Source organism: Variovorax paradoxus, assembly GCF_009755665.1.
Classification (GTDB): domain Bacteria; phylum Pseudomonadota; class Gammaproteobacteria; order Burkholderiales; family Burkholderiaceae_C; genus Variovorax; species Variovorax paradoxus_G.
On record NZ_CP046622.1, the window covers coordinates 2,645,581 to 2,666,565 of the forward strand.

Sequence of the window (20,985 nt, forward strand, 5' to 3'; positions counted from 1 at the left end):
GTTTTTTCTTGCAGCCAGACATGTCCGACTACGCACTCGAACTTCTCTCCATCAGTTGCACCTTTCACTCGAAGGACGATCCGGGCCAGCGCTACACCGCGGTGGCAGACACCACGCTGCGCGTCAGGGCAGGGGAGTTCGTTTCTGTGGTGGGGCCAACAGGGTGCGGCAAGTCGACGTTGCTGAACGTGGGGGCGGGTCTGCTCGAGCCTTCTTCGGGCACGGTGAAGGTTTTTGGCGAGACGCTTGCGGGCGTGAACGCGCGGGCGGGCTACATGTTCCAGACAGAGGCGCTGATGCCGTGGCGCAGCGCCGTCGCCAACGTGATGGTGGGGCTGCAGTACCGCGGCGTGCCCGAGGCCGATGCACGCGAACAGGCCGAGGCGTGGCTTTCGCGCGTGGGCCTTTCGGGTTTCGGCGACCGCTATCCGCATCAGCTTTCGGGCGGCATGCGCAAGCGGGTGGCATTGGCGCAAACACTGGTGCTCGACCCCGACATCATCCTCATGGATGAGCCGTTCAGCGCGCTCGACATCCAGACCCGGCAGCTGATGGAAAACGAAGTGCTTGAACTCTGGAGCGCCAAGAAGAAGGCAGTGCTCTTCATCACGCACGATCTTGATGAGGCGATTGCGATGAGCGATCGCGTTGTGGTGCTGTCGGCCGGGCCGGCCACGCACCCCATCGGCGAATTCACCATCGACCTTGCCCGCCCGCGCGACGTGGCCGAGGTGCGGACGCAGCCGCGCTTTGTCGAACTGCACACGCAGATCTGGGAAGTGCTGCGCGACGAAGTGCTCAAGGGCTACGCGCAGCAATTGAGGAAGGCCGCATGATGCCGCGCCTGAACGAACGCAATGCGCGTTTCTGGCAGCTGGTGCTGCTCGTGGTCTTGCTGGTGGCCTGGCACGTGGCGTCGCGCAATCAGCAGATCGCGTTCTTTCTGGGTGAGCCCATTCAGGTGGCTGGCCGCATCTGGAGCTGGTTTCTGCCGTTCGAAGTGCCGCCGAACCTGTTGTTCCCTGAGGGGCTGAAAGGCAACGCGGACATCTACCGCCACCTGGGCACCACGCTGCTCGAGACGGTGCTGGCCTTCGGCATTGGCACGGTGCTCGGCCTGGCGTGCGGGCTCTGGCTGGCGCTGGCGCCCACGGCGAGCCTGATTCTCGATCCCTACATCAAGGCCGCCAACTCGATGCCGCGCGTGATCCTGGCGCCGATCTTCGCGCTGTGGTTCGGCCTGGGCATCTGGAGCAAGGTGGCGCTGGCCGTCACGCTGGTGTTCTTCATCGTGTTCTTCAACGTCTACCAGGGCGTGCGCGAGGTCAGCCCCGTGGTGCTGGCCAACGCGAAGATGCTGGGCGCCAATCAGCGGCAGCTGCTGCGCACCGTGTATCTGCCCAGCGCTACCAGCTGGGTGTTCTCGAGCCTGCACACGTCGGTGGGCCTGGCCTTCGTGGGTGCGGTGGTAGGGGAGTACCTGGGGTCGGCGCGCGGCGTGGGCTACCTGATACTGCAGGCCGAAGGCACCTTCGACGTCAACACGGTGTTTGCCGGCATCGTGGTGCTCACGGCCTTTGCGCTGCTGCTCGACGGCCTGGTCGGGCTCATCGAGAAGCGCCTGATGAAGTGGCAGCCACGCAGCGGCGAGACCGAAAAGCTCTAGCCGGGTTCAGCGCTTCTTCTTTGCCGGCGTGCCGCCGCGCTTTTCGCGCACGACCTGCTGCTTGCCGCTGGACTTTGTCACGTTGCCGCGTGCGGCAGTCGCCTTTACCGCGCTGCTTCCGCGCTTGGTGCTTGCGCGGCCGCGAGCCTGTCCGCCCCCCGATCCGACGCGAGCCGCGGGTGCGGCTCGAACCGGAAGGTATACGACCACGCTATAGCCGCGCTTGAACGCATGATTGGGCTTGACATCGTTCCACTCGGCCACGTTGGCGGGCGCGAGCTTGTAGCGGCGGGCGATGCTGGCTACGCTGTCGTTGCGGCCCGCCTTGATGGTGGTGCGGCGGTTGACGATCTCGGGCTGGAAGCTCAGGTGCCCGCTGTCGGCGACCAGGGCCGTCACATCTTCTTTCACGCGGGCACCGCGCGGCACGATGAGCGTGGAGCCGGCCTTGATGAGCATGCGCGGCGGAATGCTGTTGAGCGCACGCAGATCGGACTCGCTCATGCCCGAGCGCTGGGCGGCATCGGCCACCGTCATGGTGTTGGGAACCACCCATGCCGTCCAGCTGGCGTACTGGCCTTGCGAGTAGGCGTCGAAATTGCGCTGGAACACGGCGGCGTTGTCCCAGGGCAGCAGGATCTGCTGCGTTCCGGCCGCAAGCAGCACCGGCTTGTGCGCGGCGGGGTTCAGGGCGCGAAAGTCTTCGAGCCGAACGTCGGCCAGCTTTGCCGCCAGCTCGACGTCGAGGTCGCGCGTGAGCGTCACGGTCTGGAAGTACGGGTGGTTGGCGATCAGCGGCAGTTCGGCGTTGAACGCCTGCGGGTTCGCAACGATGTTCTTCACGGCCTGCAGCTTGGGCACGTAGAGCCGCGTTTCGGCCGGCATGGAAAGATCGCTGTAGGTGGTGGGCAGGCCAAGGCGCTGGTTCTTGGCAATGGCGCGGCTCACGCTGCCTTCGCCCCAGTTGTACGCGGCCAGCGCAAGCTGCCAGTCGCCAAACATGCGGTAGAGCTTTTGCAGGTAGTCCAGCGCGGCGCGGGTCGATGCCACCACGTCGCGGCGGTCGTCGCGGAAGATGTTCTGCTTCAGGTCGAAGTCGGTGCCTGTGGCCGGCATGAACTGCCACATGCCCGCGGCGCGCGCGCTGGAAATGGCCTGCGGGTTGAACGCGCTTTCGATGTACGGCAGCAGCGCGAGTTCGGTGGGCATGTTGCGCCGCTCGAGTTCCTCGACGATGTGGAACATGTACTTGTTCGAGCGCTCGGTCATGCGCTGGATGTAGTCGGGCCGGCTGGCATACCACTGCTCTCGGTCGCGCACGAGGTCGCTCTCGAGGTTGGGCATCTTGAAACCGCGGCGGATGCGATCCCACATGTCGGCGGGCGGTGCGAGCGTGACCACGCTTTGCGAATGCGCTTCGCTGCTGGTGATGGGGGTGAGCGGGCCGCCCGGATAGACAGGCGCCGCGCTGCCGGCCACCTTGGACGCGGTACCGCCCGTGGTGGCGGATTGTGCGGAAGTGCCGGACGAAGACGGGGTCGTGGTGGTGCCCGCGCAGCCCGCGAGCAACAGTGAACCTGCAAGGCAGGCAGCAGCGATAAATTTCATCGGAAGTCGTTTTTCCATTGGCGCAGTGCGGCAAACACATCGGCTTCGCCCGCATTCGCGGAAAGCTCGGCGTGCTCGCGCACCGCTCTAAGGACAGTGGCTTCGCGGCTGCGAAGAAAAGGGTTGATTCGGCGTTCGGTGGCCAGTTGCGAAGGCAGCGTGGGCTGCCCCTGCGCGCGCAGGCTTTCGCAATGCGCGGTGTACTGAGTCAGATCGGTATTGCCGGGTTCCACCGCCTGAGCGAAACGCAGGTTAGCAAGTGTGTATTCATGCGCACAACATACGCGGGAGTCGCCGGGCAGTGCTGCAAGCGCATCGAGCGAAGCCAGCATTTGCGCCGGCGTGCCTTCGAACAGGCGGCCGCAACCGCCGGAGAACAGCGTGTCGCCGCAAAACAGCAGCGGCGCCTGGCCTTGGTGTGCCGGCAAGAAGTACGCAATGTGGCCGGCCGTGTGGCCCGGCACGTCGATGACCTGGAAGCGCAGCCCGAGCACTTCGGCGGTGTCGCCATGCGAAAGCGGCGTGAAGGGTTCGGGGATGCGCTCGCGCGCGGGGCCGAACACCGGCGCGCCGGTTGCCGCATGGAGCGCGGCCACGCCGCCCGTGTGATCGGGGTGGTGGTGCGTGACTAGAATCGCGGCGAGCTGCAGCTTGTCGCGCGTCAATGCGTTGAATACCGGTTGAGCGTCGCCCGGGTCCACCACGATCGCGTTGGAACCGTCCTGCAGCATCCAGATGTAGTTGTCAGCGAAGGCGGGCAGCGGAACAAGGGTCATGAGCGGTCAAATTATAGGTTTGCAGGATTGGTTCGCGACCCCCCCCGGCCGCTATCTCCTGGCGTGGGAGCAGGCCCAGTTCGACGAAGCCGTGGCGGATGTCTTCGGCTATCACGCGCTGCAGCTGGGCGCCGCCGAGATCGAGGGGCTGCGCGCCAACCGCATGCCGCACCGCTGGCTCGCCTTGAGCGACCCTCTGCAGCAACCCGGCAGGGCCGCGCTGTTCACCGACTTTGCGGCGCTGCCGTTCGCGGCCAATAGTCTCGACCTTGTGGTGCTGCCGCACGCACTGGAGCTGAGCCCCGACCCCCACGCCACCTTGCGCGAGGTGGAACGGGTGCTGGTGCCCGAAGGCCGCGTGGTGATCTGCGGCCTGAACCCGGCCAGCCTGTGGGGCATGCGGCAGCGCCGTGCGCACCTGTACCGCAAGCTCGGCTTGGGCGAACTCTTTTTGCCCGAGGGCGGCGAGTTCATCGGCTACTGGCGCATTCGCGATTGGCTGCGGCTCTTGAGCTTCGAGGTGGAGTCGGGGCGTTTTGGCGTTTACCGGCCCGCAGTGCGCAGCGAGGCATGGCTCGAGCGCTGCCGCTGGATGGATACCGCCGGCGAGCGCTGGTGGCCGATTTTTGGTGCGGTGTATTTCCTGGTGGCCGTCAAGCGGGTGCGCGGCATGCGCCTGTTGGGAGCCGAGTGGCGCCGCGCCGCAGCGCGTGCGACAGCGCCGGTGCCCCTGGCGGGCAAGGTGCACAAGGCCGACCACGCCGACTGATTGAATCAATGATCGATTGAAAGACGAAGGAAAAGAAAGTTTTGAACGAAGTCGTGATCTACACCGATGGTGCGTGCAAAGGCAACCCGGGCCCCGGTGGCTGGGGCGCGTGGCTCAAATCTGGCGCCACCGAAAAAGAGCTGTTCGGCGGCGAACTCAACACCACCAACAACCGCATGGAGCTCACGGCCGTGATCGAGGGCCTCGCCGCTCTCAAGCGGCCCTGCAAGGTCATTCTCTACCTCGACAGTCAATACGTGCGCATGGGCATCACCGAGTGGATCCGCGGCTGGAAAGCCAAGGGCTGGCGCACCTCGACCAAGCAGCCGGTGAAGAACGTGGAACTCTGGCAGAAGCTCGACAAGCTGGTGGCGGAGGGCGGCCACGTCATCGAATGGCGCTGGGTCAAGGGCCACTCGGGCGACCCGGGCAACGAGCGCGCCGACATGCTTGCGAACAAGGGCGTGGACAAGGCCCTCGGGCGAATCTAGGCCCCGGGGGCTAGTCCTCGAGCATCATCACGTCGACTTCATCGCCCGCGTCCACGCTGCCCTGATCGTGGTGCAGCACCACCAGCCCGTTGGCCTCGACCATCGAACTCAGCACACCCGAACCCTGGTTGCCCGCAATGCGAACCTCGGGCAGCGCGCCGGCCACAGCCGTGACGAAGCCGCGCTGGTATTCGGTACGGCCTGGCTTCTTGCGGATGGCACCCGCGCTGCGTGCACGCAGCAGCGGCCGCGGTGCGGCGGCGATGTCGTGGCAGCCCATCATGCGCAGCAGCGCAGGCCGCACGAACGCAAGAAAAGTGACCATCACGGCCACCGGATTGCCGGGCAGCCCGAACAACACGGCGGCGCCCGGCTGCGATGAAGAGGTTTGGTCGCGCGGGATCAGCCCGACGGCCATCGGCCGACCGGGGCGCATGGCAACCCGCCAGAACGCCATGTCTCCCAGCTGCTGCATCACCGCGCGCGTGTGGTCGGCGGCCCCGACGCTCACGCCGCCGCTGGTGATGATGGCGTCCGACTCGCTGGCGGCGCGTTGCAGCGTGGCGGCAAGCGTGGCGGGGTTGTCGCGCACCAGGCCCAGGTCGATCACTTCGCAGCCCAGCCGCGTGAGCAGGCCGAACACCGTGTAGCGGTTGCTGTCGTACACGGCGCCTTCGCGCGGCGGATCGCCAAGGCTCAGGATTTCGTCGCCGGTCGAAAAGTAGGCCACGCGCAGGCGCCGCAGCACGGAAACAGAAGGCAGGCCAAGGCTCGCGATCATGCCCAGTGCTGCGGGCGACAGGCGCTCGCCATGTTTCAGGGCAGGTTGGCCTTGCATCAGGTCTTCCCCCGCGAAGCGGCGGTTGTCGCCGCGGCGGAGCACCTTGGCAGGAAAGCTCACACGGTCGCCGTCGACCTTGCAGAACTCCTGCGGGATCACGGTGTCGAGCCCTTCAGGCATGACCGCCCCCGTCATGATGCGAACCGCATCGCCCGCACCCAAGGGGCCGCGCCACGCAGCGCCGGCCAGCGCGGTTCCCACCACGCGCAGCTCGATCGATGCGTCGATGGGCGCATCGTCCCGCAGGATGGCGCCATCGAAGGCAAAGCCGTCCATCGCGGAGTTGTCGTGCGGCGGCACGCTGACAGGCGAGATGATGTCTTCGGCCAGCACGCGGCCCAGGGCCTCGCGCACGCCGACCTCTTCGCGTTCGGAAACCACGGCCTGGGCGACGAGTTGGGCCAGGAAGGCCTGGACTCCGTCGACGCTCAGGGCCTGGGGGTCATAGCCTGCAAGGGCGGCGGCAATGTCGGCGATGCGGCTCATCGGTTTTCAAGCGCGTGCAGCTCGGCCAGCGTGTTGGCGTTGAAAAAAGCGTCGGGTGCGTCACCGGGCCGGTCGAAAGGCACGAGCACGGTGCGGTGCTGCGCGGTCCATGCGTCGATCTTGCGGCCTCCGGACTGGGTGAAGTTCACTAGGCTTTCGAGCAGCGCGGTGTGCAGCAGGCAGAACACCGGCTGCGGCCGCAGCACCGGCGCGGCACCGGGTTCGGCGGCGGCTTCGGGGGCGCTGACCATGGCGATTTCCGCGTTGTCGGCAACCAGCGCCTCGGCCATGCGGCTTGCCAAGTCGAGCGGGAACAGCGGCGTGTCGCAAGGCACGGTCAACAGGTAAGGCGTTTCGCAGCGCTCGAGGCCGGTCAGAAAGCCCGCGAGCGGGCCCGCGTAGTCGGCCAGGCTGTCGGGCCACACCGGCACGCCGAAGGATTCGTAGGCAGCCAGGTTGCGGTTGGCGTTGATCATGACCTCGCCGACCTGCATGCCCAGCCGCAGCACGGCGTGCATTGCAAGCGGCGAGCCGTTGAAGTTCTGCAGGCCCTTGTCGATGCCGCCCATGCGCGTGCCGCGTCCGCCGGCCAGCAGCAGGCCGGTGATCTCGCCGGGGGAAATGGGTTCTTGTGTCTTTGGGGTCATCCGCCGATATAGCTCATTTCGACGCGTCGCGGCGCCTTGTCGTTGGTGTCGTGCTCGGCGCTTTCAGGACCGCGAAGCGCGCGCAGTTCGGAATAGCGGTCGGCGCGGCCCTGCCAGATGTGGCCGATGGCGGAGGCGATCTCCTCGTCGGTGGCGGTGCCGCGCAGCAGCGGGCGCAAGTCGTGGCCCGCGCTGGCAAAAAGGCAAAGGTAGAGCTTGCCCTCGGTGGACAGGCGCGCGCGGCTGCAGTCGTGGCAAAAGGCCTGGGTCACGCTGCTGATCACGCCGACCTCGCCGACGCCGTCGGCATAGGCCCAGCGCTGCGCGGTTTCGCCGGGCGCGCTGGCCTCGATCGGCACCAGCGGAAACTCGGCGCCGATGCGCGCGACGACCTCCGCCGAAGGCAGCACCTCGTCCATGCGCCAGCCGTTGGTGGCGCCCACGTCCATGTATTCGATGAAGCGCAGCACGACCTTGCCGCCGTGGTTGTCGCGAAAGTAGCGCGCCATCGGCAGGATTTCCTGCTCGTTGGTGCCGCGCTTCACCACCATGTTGACCTTGATCGGGCCGAGTCCGGCGGCCAGTGCCGCCTCGATGCCGGCCAGCACGTCGGCCACCGGAAAATCGACGTCGTTCATGTGGCGGAACACCGCGTCGTCGAGGCTGTCGAGGCTTACCGTCACGCGCTGCAGGCCGGCAGCCGCCAGCGCCGCCGCCTTGCGCCGCAGCAGCGAACCGTTGGTGGTAAGCGTGAGCGCCAGTGGCTCGCCGGCCGGCGTGCGAAGCTCGGAAAGCTGCTCGATCAGCCCCTCGATGTTCTTGCGCAGCAGCGGCTCGCCGCCGGTCAGACGGATCTTGCGCACGCCGTGCGCCGCGAAAAGCCGCGCGAGCCGCGTCATTTCCTCGAAGCTCAGCAGTGCACTGTGCGGCAGGTATTGGTAGTCCTTGTCGAACACGTCTTTCGGCATGCAGTAGCTGCAGCGAAAGTTGCAGCGGTCCGTCACGCTGATGCGCAGGTCGGTCAAGGGCCGGCCGAGGCGGTCGAGCAGGTGGCCGGTGGCGGGCACGGCAACTTCCGGCACCGAAACCGGCGGGCGCGCGCGGCCGATTTTGGAGAGCGGAATGACGGTGGTGCTTTTGCTGTTCATGGGGCAGCGGCCAATTTACTCCATCGGGGATGGGCCGAGCCGGAAAGGGCTACTCGGCAGGGCGCTAGACGCAGCGCGCGCCGTCCACTTCGATGCACACGCCGCTGATGAACGCGGCCTCGTCGCTCGCGAGGTACAGCGCGGCGTTGGCGACGTCGAGCGCCGTCGAGAAGCGGCCGAGCGGAATGGTGGCGCGGAACTTGGCCTTGCGCTCCTCGGTGAGCGGACCGCCGGCAAATTCGGCGGCCAGGCCGGTGTCGGGGTTGAACACCGGGTTGATGCAGTTCACGCGGATGTTGTCGGGGCCGAGCTCGGCGGCCAGCGACTTGCTGGTCGTGATGACGGCACCCTTGGAGCCGTTGTACCAGGTAAGGCCCGGCCGCGGACGCACGCCGGCCGTGGAGGCGATGTTGATGAAAGAGCCACCGCCATTGGCGCGGAATGCGGGCACCGCATGCACCGTGGCCAGATAGATGCTCTTCACGTTGACCGCGTAGCACTTGTCGAATTCGTCTTCGCCAACTTCAAGGGCAGGGCGGTTGCGGTGCGTCCACCCGGCGTTGTTGACCATGGCGTCGAGCTTGCCGTGGCGCTCCACCGCGGCATCGACCAAGGCCTTGACCTGGGCCGACTGCGTGACGTCCGCCGCAAAGAACGAGGCCCTGCCACCGTCGCGCAAGATGGCTTCGACCACCTGCTGGCCGGCTGCCGGGTTGATGTCGTTCACGAGCACCTGGGCGCCCTCGGCCGCGAGCCGCTTGGCGATGCCTTCGCCGATACCGCCGCCGGCACCGGTCACGATGATGGATTTGTCCTTGACGCGCACGCTGTGTCTCCTCGAAAAAAGTGCAGCGGGGCAGTGTATCGGGCCGTGCTGTCCGGCGCTCGTGCGTGGCGCTTTTGCGCAGTTCGCTCAACGCCTGCTGGACGTCGTTGTTGAGAATTACTATCATTAAGGTGCCTGAGTACGCAGCACTCAAATGGACGCAAAGGGCTCTTTCAACACAAGGAGCTTGCAATCGTGCTTTACATGCAGCGCACCGATCTCTCGGCACGCCAATGGATCGGTCTGGCAATCGTCTCTGCCGGCGCGCTTGCGCTGGCCTTCCGGTTTCGCGAATTCGTTCGCGCGGACCCGGTCGTCTGGCGCGCCTTGGTGGGCGGTTCGGTTGCGGCGCTGGCCACTGCGCTGGGCACGCTGCCGGTGCTGTTTTCGCAGAAGCTCCCTGAACGGTTGCAGGACACGCTGTTCGGCTTTGGCGCTGGCGTAATGCTGGCCGCCTGCGCCTTCTCGCTGATCATCCCCGGCCTGGAGGCGGCGCGAACGGCGGAAATGTTCGGCGGCGGCAGCTGGGCCGCTGGCGGCGTGATGGCCTCGGCCATCCTGCTGGGCGGGATCGCGCTGATGCTGCTGGATCGCGTGCTGCCGCACGAGCACTTCATCAAGGGGCTGGAGGGCCAGACTGCGCACAGGCTGCGGCGCACCTGGCTTTTCGTGTTTGCCATTGCGCTGCACAACCTGCCGGAAGGCCTGGCGATCGGCGTCGGCTATGCGGCCGGCAACGGGTTGCGCGCCGACGCACTGGCCACCGGCATCGCCATCCAGGACGTGCCCGAAGGCCTGGTGGTGGCCGTGGCGCTGCTGGCGGCGGGCTACAGACGCGGGTTCGCGGTCTTCATCGGAATGTTTTCAGGGGTGGTCGAACCTTTGGGCGCGGTATTGGGCGCTGCCGTGGTGGGGCACTCGGTCTTGCTTCTGCCTTGGGGGCTCGGCTTTGCGGCTGGGGCCATGCTGTTCGTGATCAGCCACGAGATCATTCCGGAGTCGCACCGCAAGGGGCACGAAAGCTTCGCGACCAGCGGGCTGATGCTCGGCTTCGTGCTGATGATGCTGCTGGACACGGCGCTGGGGTAGCCTTGCGCCGCGGCCCGGCCTCTCAACCGTGCTTGATGGCGACGGTCTTGAGGGTGGTGAAGCCGTAAAGCGCCTCAAAGCCCTTTTCGCGTCCGTAGCCCGACGACTTGACCCCGCCGAACGGCAGCTCCACGCCGCCGCCCGCACCGTAGTTGTTGATGAACACCTGGCCGCTGCGCACGCGCTTGGCCATGCGGAACTGGCGTGCGCCGTCGGCCGTCCACACACCTGCAACAAGGCCGAACTGCGTCGCGTTGGCCAGCGCCACCGCTTCGTCCTCATCGGCGAACTGCATCGCGGCAAGCACCGGGCCGAACACTTCTTCCTGTGCCAGGCGGTGGTTCACCGGCACGTCGCGCAGCAGGGTGGGGGCCTGGTAGAAGCCGGTTTCGGGTGCTTCGTCGACCACGACCCCGTGGGCCACCATTGGGATGCCGGCCACTTGGGCGTCGCTCAGGAAATCCCACACGCGCTGCTGCTGGGTCTGGCGGATCAGCGGGCCCACGTCGAGGTCCATGGCCGCGGGGCCGACGCGCAGGGCCTCGAATGCATGGCCGAGGCGTTCGAGCAGCGGTTCGTAGATGCCGCGCTGGATCAGCACGCGCGAACCCGCTGAGCAGGTCTGGCCGGCGTTCTGCACGATGGCGTTGATGATCACCGGAATGGCCGCGTCGAGGTCGGCATCGGCAAAGATGATCTGCGGGCTCTTGCCGCCCAGTTCGAGCGTGACCGGGCAATGCCGCTCGGCCGCCACCTGCTGGATGAGCGTGCCGATCTTCGGACTGCCGGTAAAGCTGATGTGGTCGATGCCTTCATGCCGCGCGAGCGCGTCGCCCACCTCGTGGCCGTAGCCGGTGACGATGTTGAGCGCGCCCGCCGGAAAACCGACTTCGGCCGCAAGCTGCGCCACGCGAATCAGCGAAAGGCAGGCGTCTTCGGCCGGCTTCACCACGCACACGTTGCCGGCGGCCAGGGCGCCGCCCACGCTGCGCCCGAAAATCTGCATCGGGTAGTTCCAGGGAATGATGTGGCCCGTGACACCGTGCGGCTCGCGCCAGGTGAAAACGCTGTAGCCGTCCTGGTAGGGAATGGTCTCGCCATGCAGCTTGTCGCAGGCGCCGGCATAGAACTCGAAATAGCGCACCAGCGCCACCGCGTCGGCACGCGCCTGCTTCACAGGCTTGCCGCAGTCGCGCTGCTCGAGCAGGGCCAGCTCGTCGACGTGCTCGGCAATCTTCTGCGAAAGCTTGTAGAGCAGGCGGCCGCGGTCGGCTGCGCTCACCTTGTGCCACACGCCCTCGAAGCAATCTCGCGCCGCGCGCACGGCGGAGTCGATGTCGGCCGCATTGCTGCGTTGGATTTCGTCGAAAGGCTGGCCGTCGGAGGGGTCGAGCACCTGCAGGGTGCGGCCGGAGGAAGACGGGACGTCGGCGTTGGCGATGAAGTTGAGTTGCATGGAACGGGATTTTGCGCGAAGCCGCGCAATCCCGCCGACGGCCCCGGCTACCTCGGCGCGCTGGTGCGCGGCAGCGCGCGCAGCGCGTTGAGCATGCGCTCCACGTGCTTGTCCGGGTTCAGGTTCTGGTAGTAGTAAGCCACCGTGCCGTTCGGCGCAATCACGTAGGAGAGGCGGTTGGCAAAGTCCGGCCGCGTCTGCATCAGGGCGTCGAACCCGTTGATTACCGTCTTCGATTCGTCCGAGGCCACGGGAAAGCGACTTTGGCACGACTTGACCGAGAACTTCGAGAGCGTGTCGATGTCGTCCGCGGAAACACCGATGACCGTGGCGCCGAGGGCGGCGAATTGGTCGACGGCTTCGGCAAACGCATGGGCTTCGATGGAGCAGTCGCTGGAGTCGGCCGCCGGAAAGAAGTACAACACCACGGGCCCCTTGGCCAGAGCGTCCGCCAGCGAATAGCGGAATGTCTTGCCGCCGAGCGCGGCGTTGGCCGTGAACTTGGGGACCGGGTCGCCGATGTCGAGGGCGGCGCTGGCGGGAAACGCCATGAACGCGGCGACCGACACCAGTGCAATGCGTGAGAGGATCGGTCTTGCCATGGTGTAACTCCGAGCGGGTGTTGAACGAATTCTAGGACGGGCGAGCAGTTCAGGAACAAGGCCGGAGTGAACCGGCGCGCGCCGGCAGGCGTATCCATGGCATCGTCCAGGAAAACCAGAGAGGACAACGGTCCACATCATGAATGCCTGTTCTCGGCTTCTTCGAATCTGCCTCGCGGGCGCTGTGATCGCGTTGCTGGCGGCCTGCGGCTCCTTGCCACCTGCGCGCGAGCGGGCGGCGGTGACGGCGGCAGCGGCGGATTCCTCCACCACGCTCGCAAGGATCGCGGCGGCCTCGACGCCGCCTGGGGAGCATTCGGGCTTCCGGCTGATGCCTCTCGGCGTGTATTCGCTGGACGCGCGCGTGCAGCTTGCCCGGCGCGCCCAGCGGTCGCTGGTGGTTCAGTACTACCAGTTCGAGAACGACGCTACCGGGCGCCTCCTGATGCGCGCATTGCGCGAGGCGGCGGCCCGCGGCGTGAAGGTGCGGCTGCTGGTGGACGATCTCTACACGGTGAAGAGCCAGCAGCTGCTGCTGGCGCTTTCCGAAACGCCCAATGTGGAGGTGCGGTTGTTCAACCCGTTCTGCTGCGGGCGCAACGGCTTTCTATCGCGCTTCGCGGCGTCGCCGCACGAAATAGGGCGGCTCAACCACCGCATGCACAACAAGCTCTTCATTGCCGACGGGGTGATGGCAGTGGTGGGCGGGCGCAACATCGCCGACGAGTATTTCGTGCTGAGCGAGGCGCAGAACTTCATCGACATGGACGCGCTGGTGGTGGGCAAGGTGCTGCCGCAGCTGGAGTCGATTTTCGATGCCTACTGGAACAGCAAGCAGGTGTGGCCCGTGGCGGACATCGTCCGGGGCGAGGGCGGACGCATGCCCACCACCGCGGACTTCGACGCCTGGATCGGCATGGCGGCGGCGCCACCGAGGGTCGTGCTGCCGCCTTCCGACATCCTGGGCTACGGGCCTATTGCCGAAGAGCTCGACGGCGGCCGCATGGGGCTTTTGTGGGGCGAGGCCCGGGCCATTGCCGACCCGCCCACCAAGCCGACCACCATGACGGCGGACGAAGCCATTGCCACCAGCGTGACGATGCAGGTCTGGACGCTGTTGATGGACGCCAAGATCCAGGTCGACCTGACATCGCCGTACCTGGTGCCAGGCGAACGCGGCATGGCAGCCTTCGAAGACCTTGCAAAGCGGAACGTGAAGCTCACCTTGCTCACCAATTCGCTGGCCGCCAACGACGAGCCGCTGGTGCACACCGGCTACGCGCGCTATCGCGAGCGGCTGCTCAAGGGCGGGGCCGACCTGTACGAACTGAGCCCGCAGCGCACCACCGCGGGCGAGCGCTTCGGCATGTTCGGCAAATCGCTCGGGCGGTTGCACTCCAAGACGGCGGCCATCGACAAGACGCGCATCTTCATCGGCTCGATGAACCTCGATCCACGCTCGGCGAGCCAGAACACCGAGATGGGCCTGGTGGTCGACAGCCCTCAGCTGGCGCGGGAGATGCTGCGCGTCATCAACATCAGCAAGCTGCAGAACTCGTACCGCCTGCGCCTTGCCAAGGACACCGGCACGCTGCAGTGGCTTACGAGCGACGGAGAAAAGGAAGTCATCCTGACCTCGGAGCCGGAGTCGACCTTCTTCCAGCGGCTGCACAACCTGATCATTGCGCCTCTTGTCCCTGAAATGCTGCTGTAGCCTCGGGGGATGGCGCAAACCTTTACAAATTTGTCCGCCCTCCAGGTGATGTGCTGGGGGCTGGCGTTTTTCGGCTCGATCTATCTGGGGTTCGGCGCACTCAACTGGCTGTTGACCCGCCGGGTGCTGCCGGCGCTCGGAATCGGGCGGGTGCTCGACCCGCGTCCGCTGCAGCCGGGGCAATTGCGCCGCGAACTGACGCAGTCGGGCGTTTCGGTGCTAGTTTTCGGGCTGGGCATGGTGTTTCCGTGGGGCTTGCTTCAGCTGGGCTGGGCGCGGCTCGACGGCGATGCGGGCTGGCGGCAGATCGCGCTTGAGATCGTGGTGCTGGCGGTCTGGAACGACGTGCATTTCTGGTTCAACCATCGCGTGCTTCACATGCGGTGGCTGCGGCGCTTTCACGGGCCGCATCACCGCTCGGTGGTGACAACGCCCTGGGCCACGTACAGCTTTCATCCGGTCGAGGCAGTGATGCTCGGCAACGTGATCCTGCTGCCGATGCTGCTGCACGACTTCAGCTTCTGGTCGCTTGCCGCGGTGCCGCTGTTCAGCCTGTTCTTCAACAGCATCGGTCATTCGAACTACGACTTTTTCCCGGGGGTGTCTTACAGCCACTGGTTCGCCGCCAGCCGGCGGCACCATTTGCACCACGCCTGCCACGGCGGGAACTACGGCTTCCAGTTCACTTTCATGGACCGGTTGTTCGGCACGCGCATCGCCGCCGATGCGGCCGAGCCGCAGTTCCAGGCTTTTCAAGACAAGCAGCAACGCCAACAGCAGCATGGCACGCCGGCCTGACGCATTGCGCCGGCCGGCACGCCTGCGCCATTGGCGCGACTGGCAGAGCCTTGCCTATCTGCTGGCGCTTCCGGCGCTGGCGGCTTGGCAGTGGATGCATGGCTTTTCCGTGCTGCTCTATGGCTTGATGCTGTTTCTGACGCTGGGCGTGGGCGTGATCCACCACAACCACGTGCATTTGCGCATGTGGCGCGGGCGGCGCATGAACCGGCTTACCGACTTCTGGATCACGCTGCTGCAGGGGCACCCGACCTTCGTTTTCTGGCCCGCGCATGTGGCCAACCACCATCGCCACCGGCATGGGCCGCGGGACGTGGCGCGCACCTATCGCTTCGGCGGCGACACCAACCACTTGCGCGGCTACCTGCTGCATCCGTTCCAGGCGGTGTGGGTTCTGATGCCCGTGTTCTTCGGCTGGCTCGGGCGACTTCGCAGGCACCGGCCGGGGGCATGGGGCTATTGCATGGCGCAGTACGCGCTGTGGCTCGGCAGCTGGAGCGCGCTGCTGCTGCTCGACTGGCGCAAGGCCCTGCTGTTCGTGATCGTGCCGCAGTTGCATGGGCTGCACTGGTTGCTGGCCACCAACTATCTGCAGCACGCGCATGCGGACGGACGCAGGCAAGTGCCGAACGCAGAGGCGCGGCGCGATACCGCGGGTACCCGCTTGAACTACGCACGCAATTTCGAAGGGCTGGTGAACCCATTGCTGTTCAACATCGGCCTGCACACCGCACATCACGAGAACCCGCATGTCCACTGGTCCGAGCTCACGCAATTGCACCGCACGCGCTACCGCGCGCAGGTCGATCCCGCACTCAATGAGCAAGGACTGGTGCCCTACATGGTTCGCGTGTTCGTGCTCGGAGCGTTGTGGCCGCGCTTTCGCAGCCGCTCGCTGATGCCACCCGTGCCTTTGGTGCCGCCCGAGTCTTCAACCCACTGAACCATGCCTGTTCCATTTCAACGCGTCTACATCGAGAGCGCCGGCTACTACATGCCCGGCGAACCCATTCCCAACGAGCGCATGGACGCCTACATTGCGCCGCTCAACCGCATGTCGGAGCGCATCAAGCGGCGCATCCTGGCCGAGAACGGGATCCTCACGCGGCACTACGCAATCGACGAGGAGGGCATGACGCGTGAAACCAATGCGCAGCTTGCGGCGGGCGCGATCCGCGATTGCCTGCAGCGCGGCGGGGCCGAGCTTTCGCGTGTGTCGCTGCTGGCCAGCGGATCTTCGGGTGGCGACACGCTCATGCCGGGCTTTGCCAACATGATCCAGGGCGAACTGGCGGCAGCGCCGATGGAGACCTTGTCGGTGCACGGCATCTGCGCCGCGGGCGTGTCGGCCATCCAGTCGGCCGCGCAAGGTATTGAGTTGGGCGCGCACCGCAGCGCGCTTGCGGTGGCGAGCGAAATGCCGTCGCGGCTTTTCAAGCGCTCGCGTTTCGCGGCCCGTGGCTATGAAACGGACTTCGACTCGCACTTTCTGCGATGGATGCTTTCGGATGGTGCGGGCGCGCTGCTGCTCTCCGACGGCACGCCCCGGCTGGCCGGCAACCCCGGGTTGCGTTTGCGGCTGAAATGGGTGCACCAGCGTGCGTTCTCGGGCGACTACCCGGTGTGCATGCAGCTGGGCCTGACCGAAGACCGCGCCCGCGGCCATCTGGACTACGGCTCCTGGGCCGAGGCGGAAGCGGCCGGGGCCTTGTCGCTGCGGCAGGACATTCGCCTGCTGCCGCACCTGTTCGACATCGGCATCCACGAATACGCGACGCTGGTGCGCGATGGCTGGGTCGACCCGAAGCGGGTCGACCATTTCCTGTGCCATTACTCGTCGGAAAAATTCATTCCAGTGGTCGAAGACCTGATGACGAAGGCCGACCTCGCCATTCCGCGCGAACGGTGGTGGAGCAACCTTGCCTGGCGCGGGAACACCGGCGCGGCGTCGATTCTTATCATGCTGTCGGAGTTCTTGCACACCAAGACGCTGAAGCCCGGCGAACAGATCTTCTGCTACGTGCCGGAGTCGGGACGCTTCATGGCGGCCTACATGCTGCTGGAGGTCGAGGCTGCCGATGCGACTGCCCAAGCGGTGTCCAGCCCACGCGCGGCCGCCGAAACCGCGCCGGCCGACGACGAGATGGCGATTGCGCCGCCGCACGATCCGGCCGCCGCACCCGAAGGCCTGGGCGCGCTGCTGACCGAACTGGCCGGCATCTGGCACGACTACCGCTCGAAGGTGTGGCGCACACCGCTGATCCGCCAGATTCGCGAGCGCCGCTTCGCGCTGCCCGACTACCTGAACTGGATGGAGCAGTGGATTCCGCAGGTGCGCGAAGGCAGCCGCTGGATGCGCGAAGGCGCCGCTTCGCTGACGGGGCCCTACAAGACGCTTGCCGCGCTGATCGACGTGCATGCGGGCGAAGAGCAGGACGACTTCAACATTCTCTTCAGCGACTACCGCAAGGCCGGCGGCACCGTGGCCGAGATCGGCGAGTTGCGCCGCAACCCGGGCGGGGAGGCGCTCAACGCCTATCTTCATGGCCTGGCTGCCACGCGCGACCCCATCGGGCTGCTGGGGGCGGTCTACATCATCGAAGGCACGGGCCAGCGCATCGTGCCGGCGCTGCTTCCGCTGATCAAGGCCGGCCTGAAGCTGCCGCCGGATGCGTTCCGCTTTCTCGAGTACCACGGCCACAACGATGAGAACCACCTGAACCGATGGCTTGCCGCCGTCGAGATGGTGATGGCCGTGGAGGCGGGCAAAGACGACCAAGGCGGCAAAGGGCAGGGCCGCGCAGCCCGGCAGATCATCAACACGGCGCGCCATACGGCTGCGCTTTACTTGATGCAGTTTCAGCAAATCACGGAGCGAATGTCACATGAGCCGAACGCCTGATTTCCTCGAGCAGGGCCACGACGAGCGCGACCCCAGTCCTTGGCTCGCCCTCTATCTCGACCAGAGCACGCCATTGCCTGACGAGGTCAAGGCCGCATGGCTGGCCGATTCGAGCTCGGGCTCGCGCCAGTACCTTCTGCCGTTCCTGCGGCCGGTGGCGCGGCTCACGATCATCCTGATCCAGGTGGTGAAGGTGTTCGTGCCGCGCAACTGGTCGCACTCGAAGATGCTGCACAACCTGCTGGCCTGGGGGCTGAAGCGCTTCGTTTCACCAGAGGCGAACTGGCTGATCCTGCGGCACTTCCATCTGGGTTCGCAGGTGCTGAGCTTCATCGGCCGCAATTCGCCCGCACCGGTGGGTACCTCGCCGCTGGAGCCCGCCGACATCGATGCGCTCAGAGATGAGATGTTTCTGAAGCACGATCTGAATCTGTTCAATTTCGTGATCCGCCTGAATCAGGCGCTGCGCGACCGGGGCATGGTGCTCGGCAAGGCCCCTGATGTCGACTTTTCGATGATCAGGGACCCCAGGTTGCGTCTTTCGGACATGCCGCAGGGCAAGCTGAATTTTCTCGACCTGCAGAGTGCCATTGAGCTATTTACGCCTCTTTATCAGTTGATGCTCACTGATAACGACTTTTGGCGGGCGGCCAACTCACTGCAGCTCGACGAAACCATCGGCATCTATGCTGCGACGGTACTCGGCGCTCCGGAGCACCTGATTCTGGTCAACAACAAGCACCCGTTGGTGCCGCTTTCCACCTTGCGGGCGGGGCATCGGCTGGTCATCCATGGGCTCTCGACCGAAATGCTGCACAGCCTGTTGCGGCGCATGCAGGCCGCGCATGAGGCGCCGCCCGAGGCAACACCCGCACGGGAGGAGGCACTTGCATAAAGCGTATGCTGCCCCCAGATGGAACCCATGAACACGACCCAAAATCCGTCTCCCAAGACCGATCTGGCAGTGACCCACGTGCTGGCTCAACTGCTGGAGCGGCTCGAGCACAGCACCGTTCCCGTCGGGGCGGAGCAGTACCGCTCGGTGGTCGAGCACCTCGTGCACGAATTCAGCGACGTTGAACCGGGCGCCGATCTGGGCCGCCTGCTCGACGCATATCCTGCTGCCGCCGAGGTGTACGAAAATCTCAACTATCAACACGCCGGCCTGTGCCGCTCGGCGCTGGACGCGGCACTTGCAGCCGAAGTCCGCGCCAGAGAAGTCATAGCACGGGCCATGCGTAATACCGAACCCAAAAAGGACAAAGCCGATGGCCAAAGCTGAGGTGAAGACTGCCGTCGTGGCCGATGGCTTGCGTTACAAATCAAAAGCCCCGGGCTCGCCGTTCCGCGCGTCCGCGTCGTTCAGCGGGGCGACCATGTCCTGCTTCATGTGCGGCAAGCACCGCGTGCGGTCGCAATTGCGCACCCGCCAGGTGCTCGGCAAGTCGCAAACCGTGTGCGCGCCTTCGTGCAAGGCACTAGACGAGTCGCTCGAATAATCTGACGGCGCTCCACCAGTAGGTGGAGCGTCTTTTTGGCGACATGCCCGAGCACTGGCGGTGCAGATTTCCTTCCCTATTTGCGGTATTGGATATACAGTTAGACACAATTGATGCAAGTAATTGCAGTCAATAAAAAGTACTAATTCGTAGTCGACGGCAAATGATTTTGTATAGGCGCCCGGCGTCGGGCAATGTGCGGAAGGACCTGCAATGAATAAGTCACGTCATGTTGTCATGCAGGTGGTGAGGCGCTCGTCCGGCAGCGCCACTCACCATGTCGAATTCTTCATGGACAACATCTTTGCCGAGCGCCTTCGGCAGTTGCGTTCGCTCGTGCCGCCGCTCGGCAGCCTGAACAAGCAGCGTGACCTGGTGATCGACAAGGTACGGGTGCGGCTTCCGAATGCCATCTGGCGCACCGGCAGCCATGTCGACAGCGGCGTCGAGGGCTCTTGCATCGTGATTGCAGCCGAAGGTTCGTTCAACTGCGGCGGCAAGGACCGCAACACCCGCGAGAAGCTGGTGACCTACAACTTCTCGATTGCGCGCCTGATCGAATTGCACTCCGAACGCCCCGACAACGAGACCCTTTACATCCGCGACGGCACTTTCGCCAACGACGAGCCGGCCGAGTCGGCTGCGGGCCAGTGGGTCGCGTCATTGAATGAGTTGGAAGCCGTGATGCGCGTTCCGGATGCTCCCTCTGACTTCGACACCTTGCACGACTTGACGATGCGGCCCGAACAGCGAGCGGCCGTCACTCCTCCCACGCACCGGGCCAGCTTCTACTGAAGAACCGCGCCGGCCGCCTCGGGTGCCCCGCCCACCGCGGTGTATTGCGCGCGGTTGTTTTCGAGCCAGTGCGCCGAAAGGCTGCTGTCTTGCTGCGCCGGATGAAAGTCGGCGCGGAAGTAGCTGCGCCACGCGCTCCAGTTTCCCCGCAGCAAGCCGCCTCTGCTCAGCAGGATGCGCGCGGCGCTTTTCCATGTGGCCCATTTCCACAGCTGCCCTTCATGGCGCAGGTTGTCGACCGTCTGGCGCAGCAGGTCGCCCAGGAACATGACGGTCACCCGGCGAAACCAGCGCGTGCGCCACGGGTCGGAGCCATCGGCGGCCTTGTAGATGTCGAAGGCGACGGATTTGTGCTCCAGCTCTTCGGCGCAGTGCCAAAGCCACATCGTCCGCAGCCGGGGTTCGGCGCCGTCGAGCACTTCAGGGTGGGCCAGCAGCCATTCGGCGAACATTGCGGTGAAGTGCTCGGTCGCCGCAGTCACTGCCAGCGCGTGGCGAGGATCGGCGCCTTCCATCAGTTCCATGCGCTTGGAGGCACGGGGCGTCCAGCCGTCCTTCAGGCCCTGGGCTTCGAGGTGGCCGTTGAAGAGGGTGTGGATGCGGCGGTGCGTGGCCTCCTGCCCAATGAAGCCGCGCACCTCGGCACGGTATTTTTCTTGCGCCTCGGCCGGCAGCGTGGCCACGGTGTCGCGCACGGCATCGATGAAGAACTGCTCGCCGAACGGAAAGCTCATCGACAACGCGTTGAAGAAGGCGGTGGAGAATGCATCGCCGCCGCACCAGTTGCGCCCGAACGGCGTTTGCAGATCGATGAGAAGGCGGCGCACGACAAGATCGGTCATGAGAAACAATCCTCTAAAAAACCAAGTTGG

At 65.5% G+C, this 20,985-nt stretch carries 22 protein-coding genes; 13 read left to right on the plus strand and 9 right to left on the minus strand.

Annotated elements, in window-relative coordinates; genetic code table 11:
- The first annotated feature begins 20 nt into the window (after positions 1-20).
- Together GOQ09_RS12265 and GOQ09_RS12270 are read left to right on the plus strand one after the other, a co-directional pair.
- The gene (locus tag GOQ09_RS12265) at positions 21-836 is read left to right on the plus strand and encodes an ABC transporter ATP-binding protein (protein WP_157613659.1); all 816 of its coding nucleotides are present in this window, start codon (positions 21-23) and stop codon (positions 834-836) included.
- A complete protein-coding gene (locus GOQ09_RS12270; RefSeq protein WP_126746504.1) occupies positions 833-1,666 on the plus strand; it encodes an ABC transporter permease in 834 nt (277 codons plus the stop codon). Before GOQ09_RS12265 ends, GOQ09_RS12270 begins: the two co-directional genes overlap by 4 nt.
- Positions 1,667-1,672: 6 nt before the next feature.
- Here the strand turns inward: GOQ09_RS12270 and GOQ09_RS12275 are convergent, their stop codons facing one another.
- Together GOQ09_RS12275 and gloB are read right to left on the minus strand one after the other, a co-directional pair.
- Positions 1,673-3,274 (minus strand): transglycosylase SLT domain-containing protein, encoded by a 1,602-nt coding sequence (locus tag GOQ09_RS12275; protein WP_157613660.1) that lies wholly within the window; start codon positions 3,272-3,274, stop codon positions 1,673-1,675.
- On the minus strand, positions 3,271-4,050 hold the full coding sequence (gloB, locus tag GOQ09_RS12280; RefSeq protein ID WP_157613661.1) for a hydroxyacylglutathione hydrolase: 780 nt from the start codon (positions 4,048-4,050) through the stop codon (positions 3,271-3,273). The genes GOQ09_RS12275 and gloB overlap by 4 nt, the downstream gene beginning before the upstream one ends.
- On the opposite strand from gloB, the gene GOQ09_RS12285 reads away from it, so the two are divergent.
- Together GOQ09_RS12285 and rnhA are read left to right on the plus strand one after the other, a co-directional pair.
- Complete coding sequence (locus tag GOQ09_RS12285; RefSeq protein ID WP_242631093.1) at positions 4,049-4,819, plus strand: class I SAM-dependent methyltransferase; 771 nt, start codon at positions 4,049-4,051, stop codon at positions 4,817-4,819. The genes gloB and GOQ09_RS12285 overlap by 2 nt on opposite strands.
- Positions 4,820-4,860: 41 nt before the next feature.
- Positions 4,861-5,310, plus strand: a complete 450-nt coding sequence (gene rnhA / locus GOQ09_RS12290) for a ribonuclease HI (protein WP_126746501.1) — start codon at positions 4,861-4,863, stop codon at positions 5,308-5,310.
- A gap of 10 nt (positions 5,311-5,320) precedes the next feature.
- On the opposite strand, the gene moeA is transcribed toward rnhA, so the two are convergent.
- From moeA to GOQ09_RS12310, 4 genes are all read right to left on the minus strand, one after another.
- Positions 5,321-6,637 (minus strand): molybdopterin molybdotransferase MoeA, encoded by a 1,317-nt coding sequence (moeA, locus tag GOQ09_RS12295; RefSeq protein WP_157613662.1) that lies wholly within the window; start codon positions 6,635-6,637, stop codon positions 5,321-5,323.
- Complete coding sequence (gene mobA / locus GOQ09_RS12300; protein ID WP_157613663.1) at positions 6,634-7,284, minus strand: molybdenum cofactor guanylyltransferase MobA; 651 nt, start codon at positions 7,282-7,284, stop codon at positions 6,634-6,636. Before mobA ends, moeA begins: the two co-directional genes overlap by 4 nt.
- On the minus strand, positions 7,281-8,432 hold the full coding sequence (moaA, locus tag GOQ09_RS12305; RefSeq protein WP_157613664.1) for a GTP 3',8-cyclase MoaA: 1,152 nt from the start codon (positions 8,430-8,432) through the stop codon (positions 7,281-7,283). The genes mobA and moaA overlap by 4 nt, the downstream gene beginning before the upstream one ends.
- A 64-nt stretch (positions 8,433-8,496) precedes the next feature.
- On the minus strand, positions 8,497-9,258 hold the full coding sequence (locus GOQ09_RS12310) for an SDR family oxidoreductase (RefSeq protein WP_157613665.1): 762 nt from the start codon (positions 9,256-9,258) through the stop codon (positions 8,497-8,499).
- Positions 9,259-9,462: 204 nt separating this feature from the next.
- Here GOQ09_RS12310 and GOQ09_RS12315 point away from each other — a divergent pair, with 204 nt between their 5' ends.
- Complete coding sequence (locus GOQ09_RS12315) at positions 9,463-10,347, plus strand: ZIP family metal transporter (protein ID WP_157616684.1); 885 nt, start codon at positions 9,463-9,465, stop codon at positions 10,345-10,347.
- Positions 10,348-10,369: 22 nt separating this feature from the next.
- Here the strand turns inward: GOQ09_RS12315 and GOQ09_RS12320 are convergent, their stop codons facing one another.
- Positions 10,370-11,803: an aldehyde dehydrogenase family protein gene (locus tag GOQ09_RS12320; protein WP_157613666.1), complete on the minus strand. Its 1,434-nt coding sequence runs from the start codon at positions 11,801-11,803 to the stop codon at positions 10,370-10,372.
- 47 nt (positions 11,804-11,850) lie between these two features.
- Positions 11,851-12,405, minus strand: coding sequence for a peroxiredoxin (locus tag GOQ09_RS12325; RefSeq protein ID WP_157613667.1), 555 nt, complete (start codon positions 12,403-12,405; stop codon positions 11,851-11,853).
- A 139-nt stretch (positions 12,406-12,544) separates the two neighbouring features.
- On the opposite strand from GOQ09_RS12325, the gene GOQ09_RS12330 reads away from it, so the two are divergent.
- The 8 genes from GOQ09_RS12330 to GOQ09_RS12365 all read left to right on the plus strand — a co-directional run bounded on the left by GOQ09_RS12330 (position 12,545) and on the right by GOQ09_RS12365 (position 20,113).
- The gene (locus GOQ09_RS12330) at positions 12,545-14,119 is read left to right on the plus strand and encodes a phospholipase D family protein (RefSeq protein ID WP_157613668.1); all 1,575 of its coding nucleotides are present in this window, start codon (positions 12,545-12,547) and stop codon (positions 14,117-14,119) included.
- Between the two features lie 9 nt (positions 14,120-14,128).
- Positions 14,129-14,917, plus strand: a complete 789-nt coding sequence (locus GOQ09_RS12335) for a sterol desaturase family protein (RefSeq protein ID WP_157613669.1) — start codon at positions 14,129-14,131, stop codon at positions 14,915-14,917.
- Positions 14,901-15,860 (plus strand): fatty acid desaturase, encoded by a 960-nt coding sequence (locus GOQ09_RS12340; RefSeq protein ID WP_157613670.1) that lies wholly within the window; start codon positions 14,901-14,903, stop codon positions 15,858-15,860. The genes GOQ09_RS12335 and GOQ09_RS12340 overlap by 17 nt, the downstream gene beginning before the upstream one ends.
- A 3-nt stretch (positions 15,861-15,863) precedes the next feature.
- Positions 15,864-17,819, plus strand: coding sequence for a beta-ketoacyl-ACP synthase III (locus GOQ09_RS12345; RefSeq protein WP_157613671.1), 1,956 nt, complete (start codon positions 15,864-15,866; stop codon positions 17,817-17,819).
- Complete coding sequence (locus tag GOQ09_RS12350) at positions 17,803-18,714, plus strand: DUF6999 family protein (RefSeq protein ID WP_157613672.1); 912 nt, start codon at positions 17,803-17,805, stop codon at positions 18,712-18,714. The genes GOQ09_RS12345 and GOQ09_RS12350 overlap by 17 nt, the downstream gene beginning before the upstream one ends.
- 18 nt (positions 18,715-18,732) lie before the next feature.
- Positions 18,733-19,101 (plus strand): hypothetical protein, encoded by a 369-nt coding sequence (locus GOQ09_RS12355; RefSeq protein WP_157613673.1) that lies wholly within the window; start codon positions 18,733-18,735, stop codon positions 19,099-19,101.
- Positions 19,088-19,318, plus strand: coding sequence for a hypothetical protein (locus GOQ09_RS12360; protein WP_012747462.1), 231 nt, complete (start codon positions 19,088-19,090; stop codon positions 19,316-19,318). The genes GOQ09_RS12355 and GOQ09_RS12360 overlap by 14 nt, the downstream gene beginning before the upstream one ends.
- A gap of 213 nt (positions 19,319-19,531) precedes the next feature.
- Complete coding sequence (locus GOQ09_RS12365; protein WP_157613674.1) at positions 19,532-20,113, plus strand: hypothetical protein; 582 nt, start codon at positions 19,532-19,534, stop codon at positions 20,111-20,113.
- Here the strand turns inward: GOQ09_RS12365 and GOQ09_RS12370 are convergent.
- The gene (locus tag GOQ09_RS12370) at positions 20,107-20,955 is read right to left on the minus strand and encodes a metal-dependent hydrolase (protein WP_157613675.1); all 849 of its coding nucleotides are present in this window, start codon (positions 20,953-20,955) and stop codon (positions 20,107-20,109) included. The two genes, GOQ09_RS12365 and GOQ09_RS12370, sit on opposite strands and share 7 nt — an antisense overlap.
- Between the last annotated feature and the right edge of the window lie 30 nt (positions 20,956-20,985).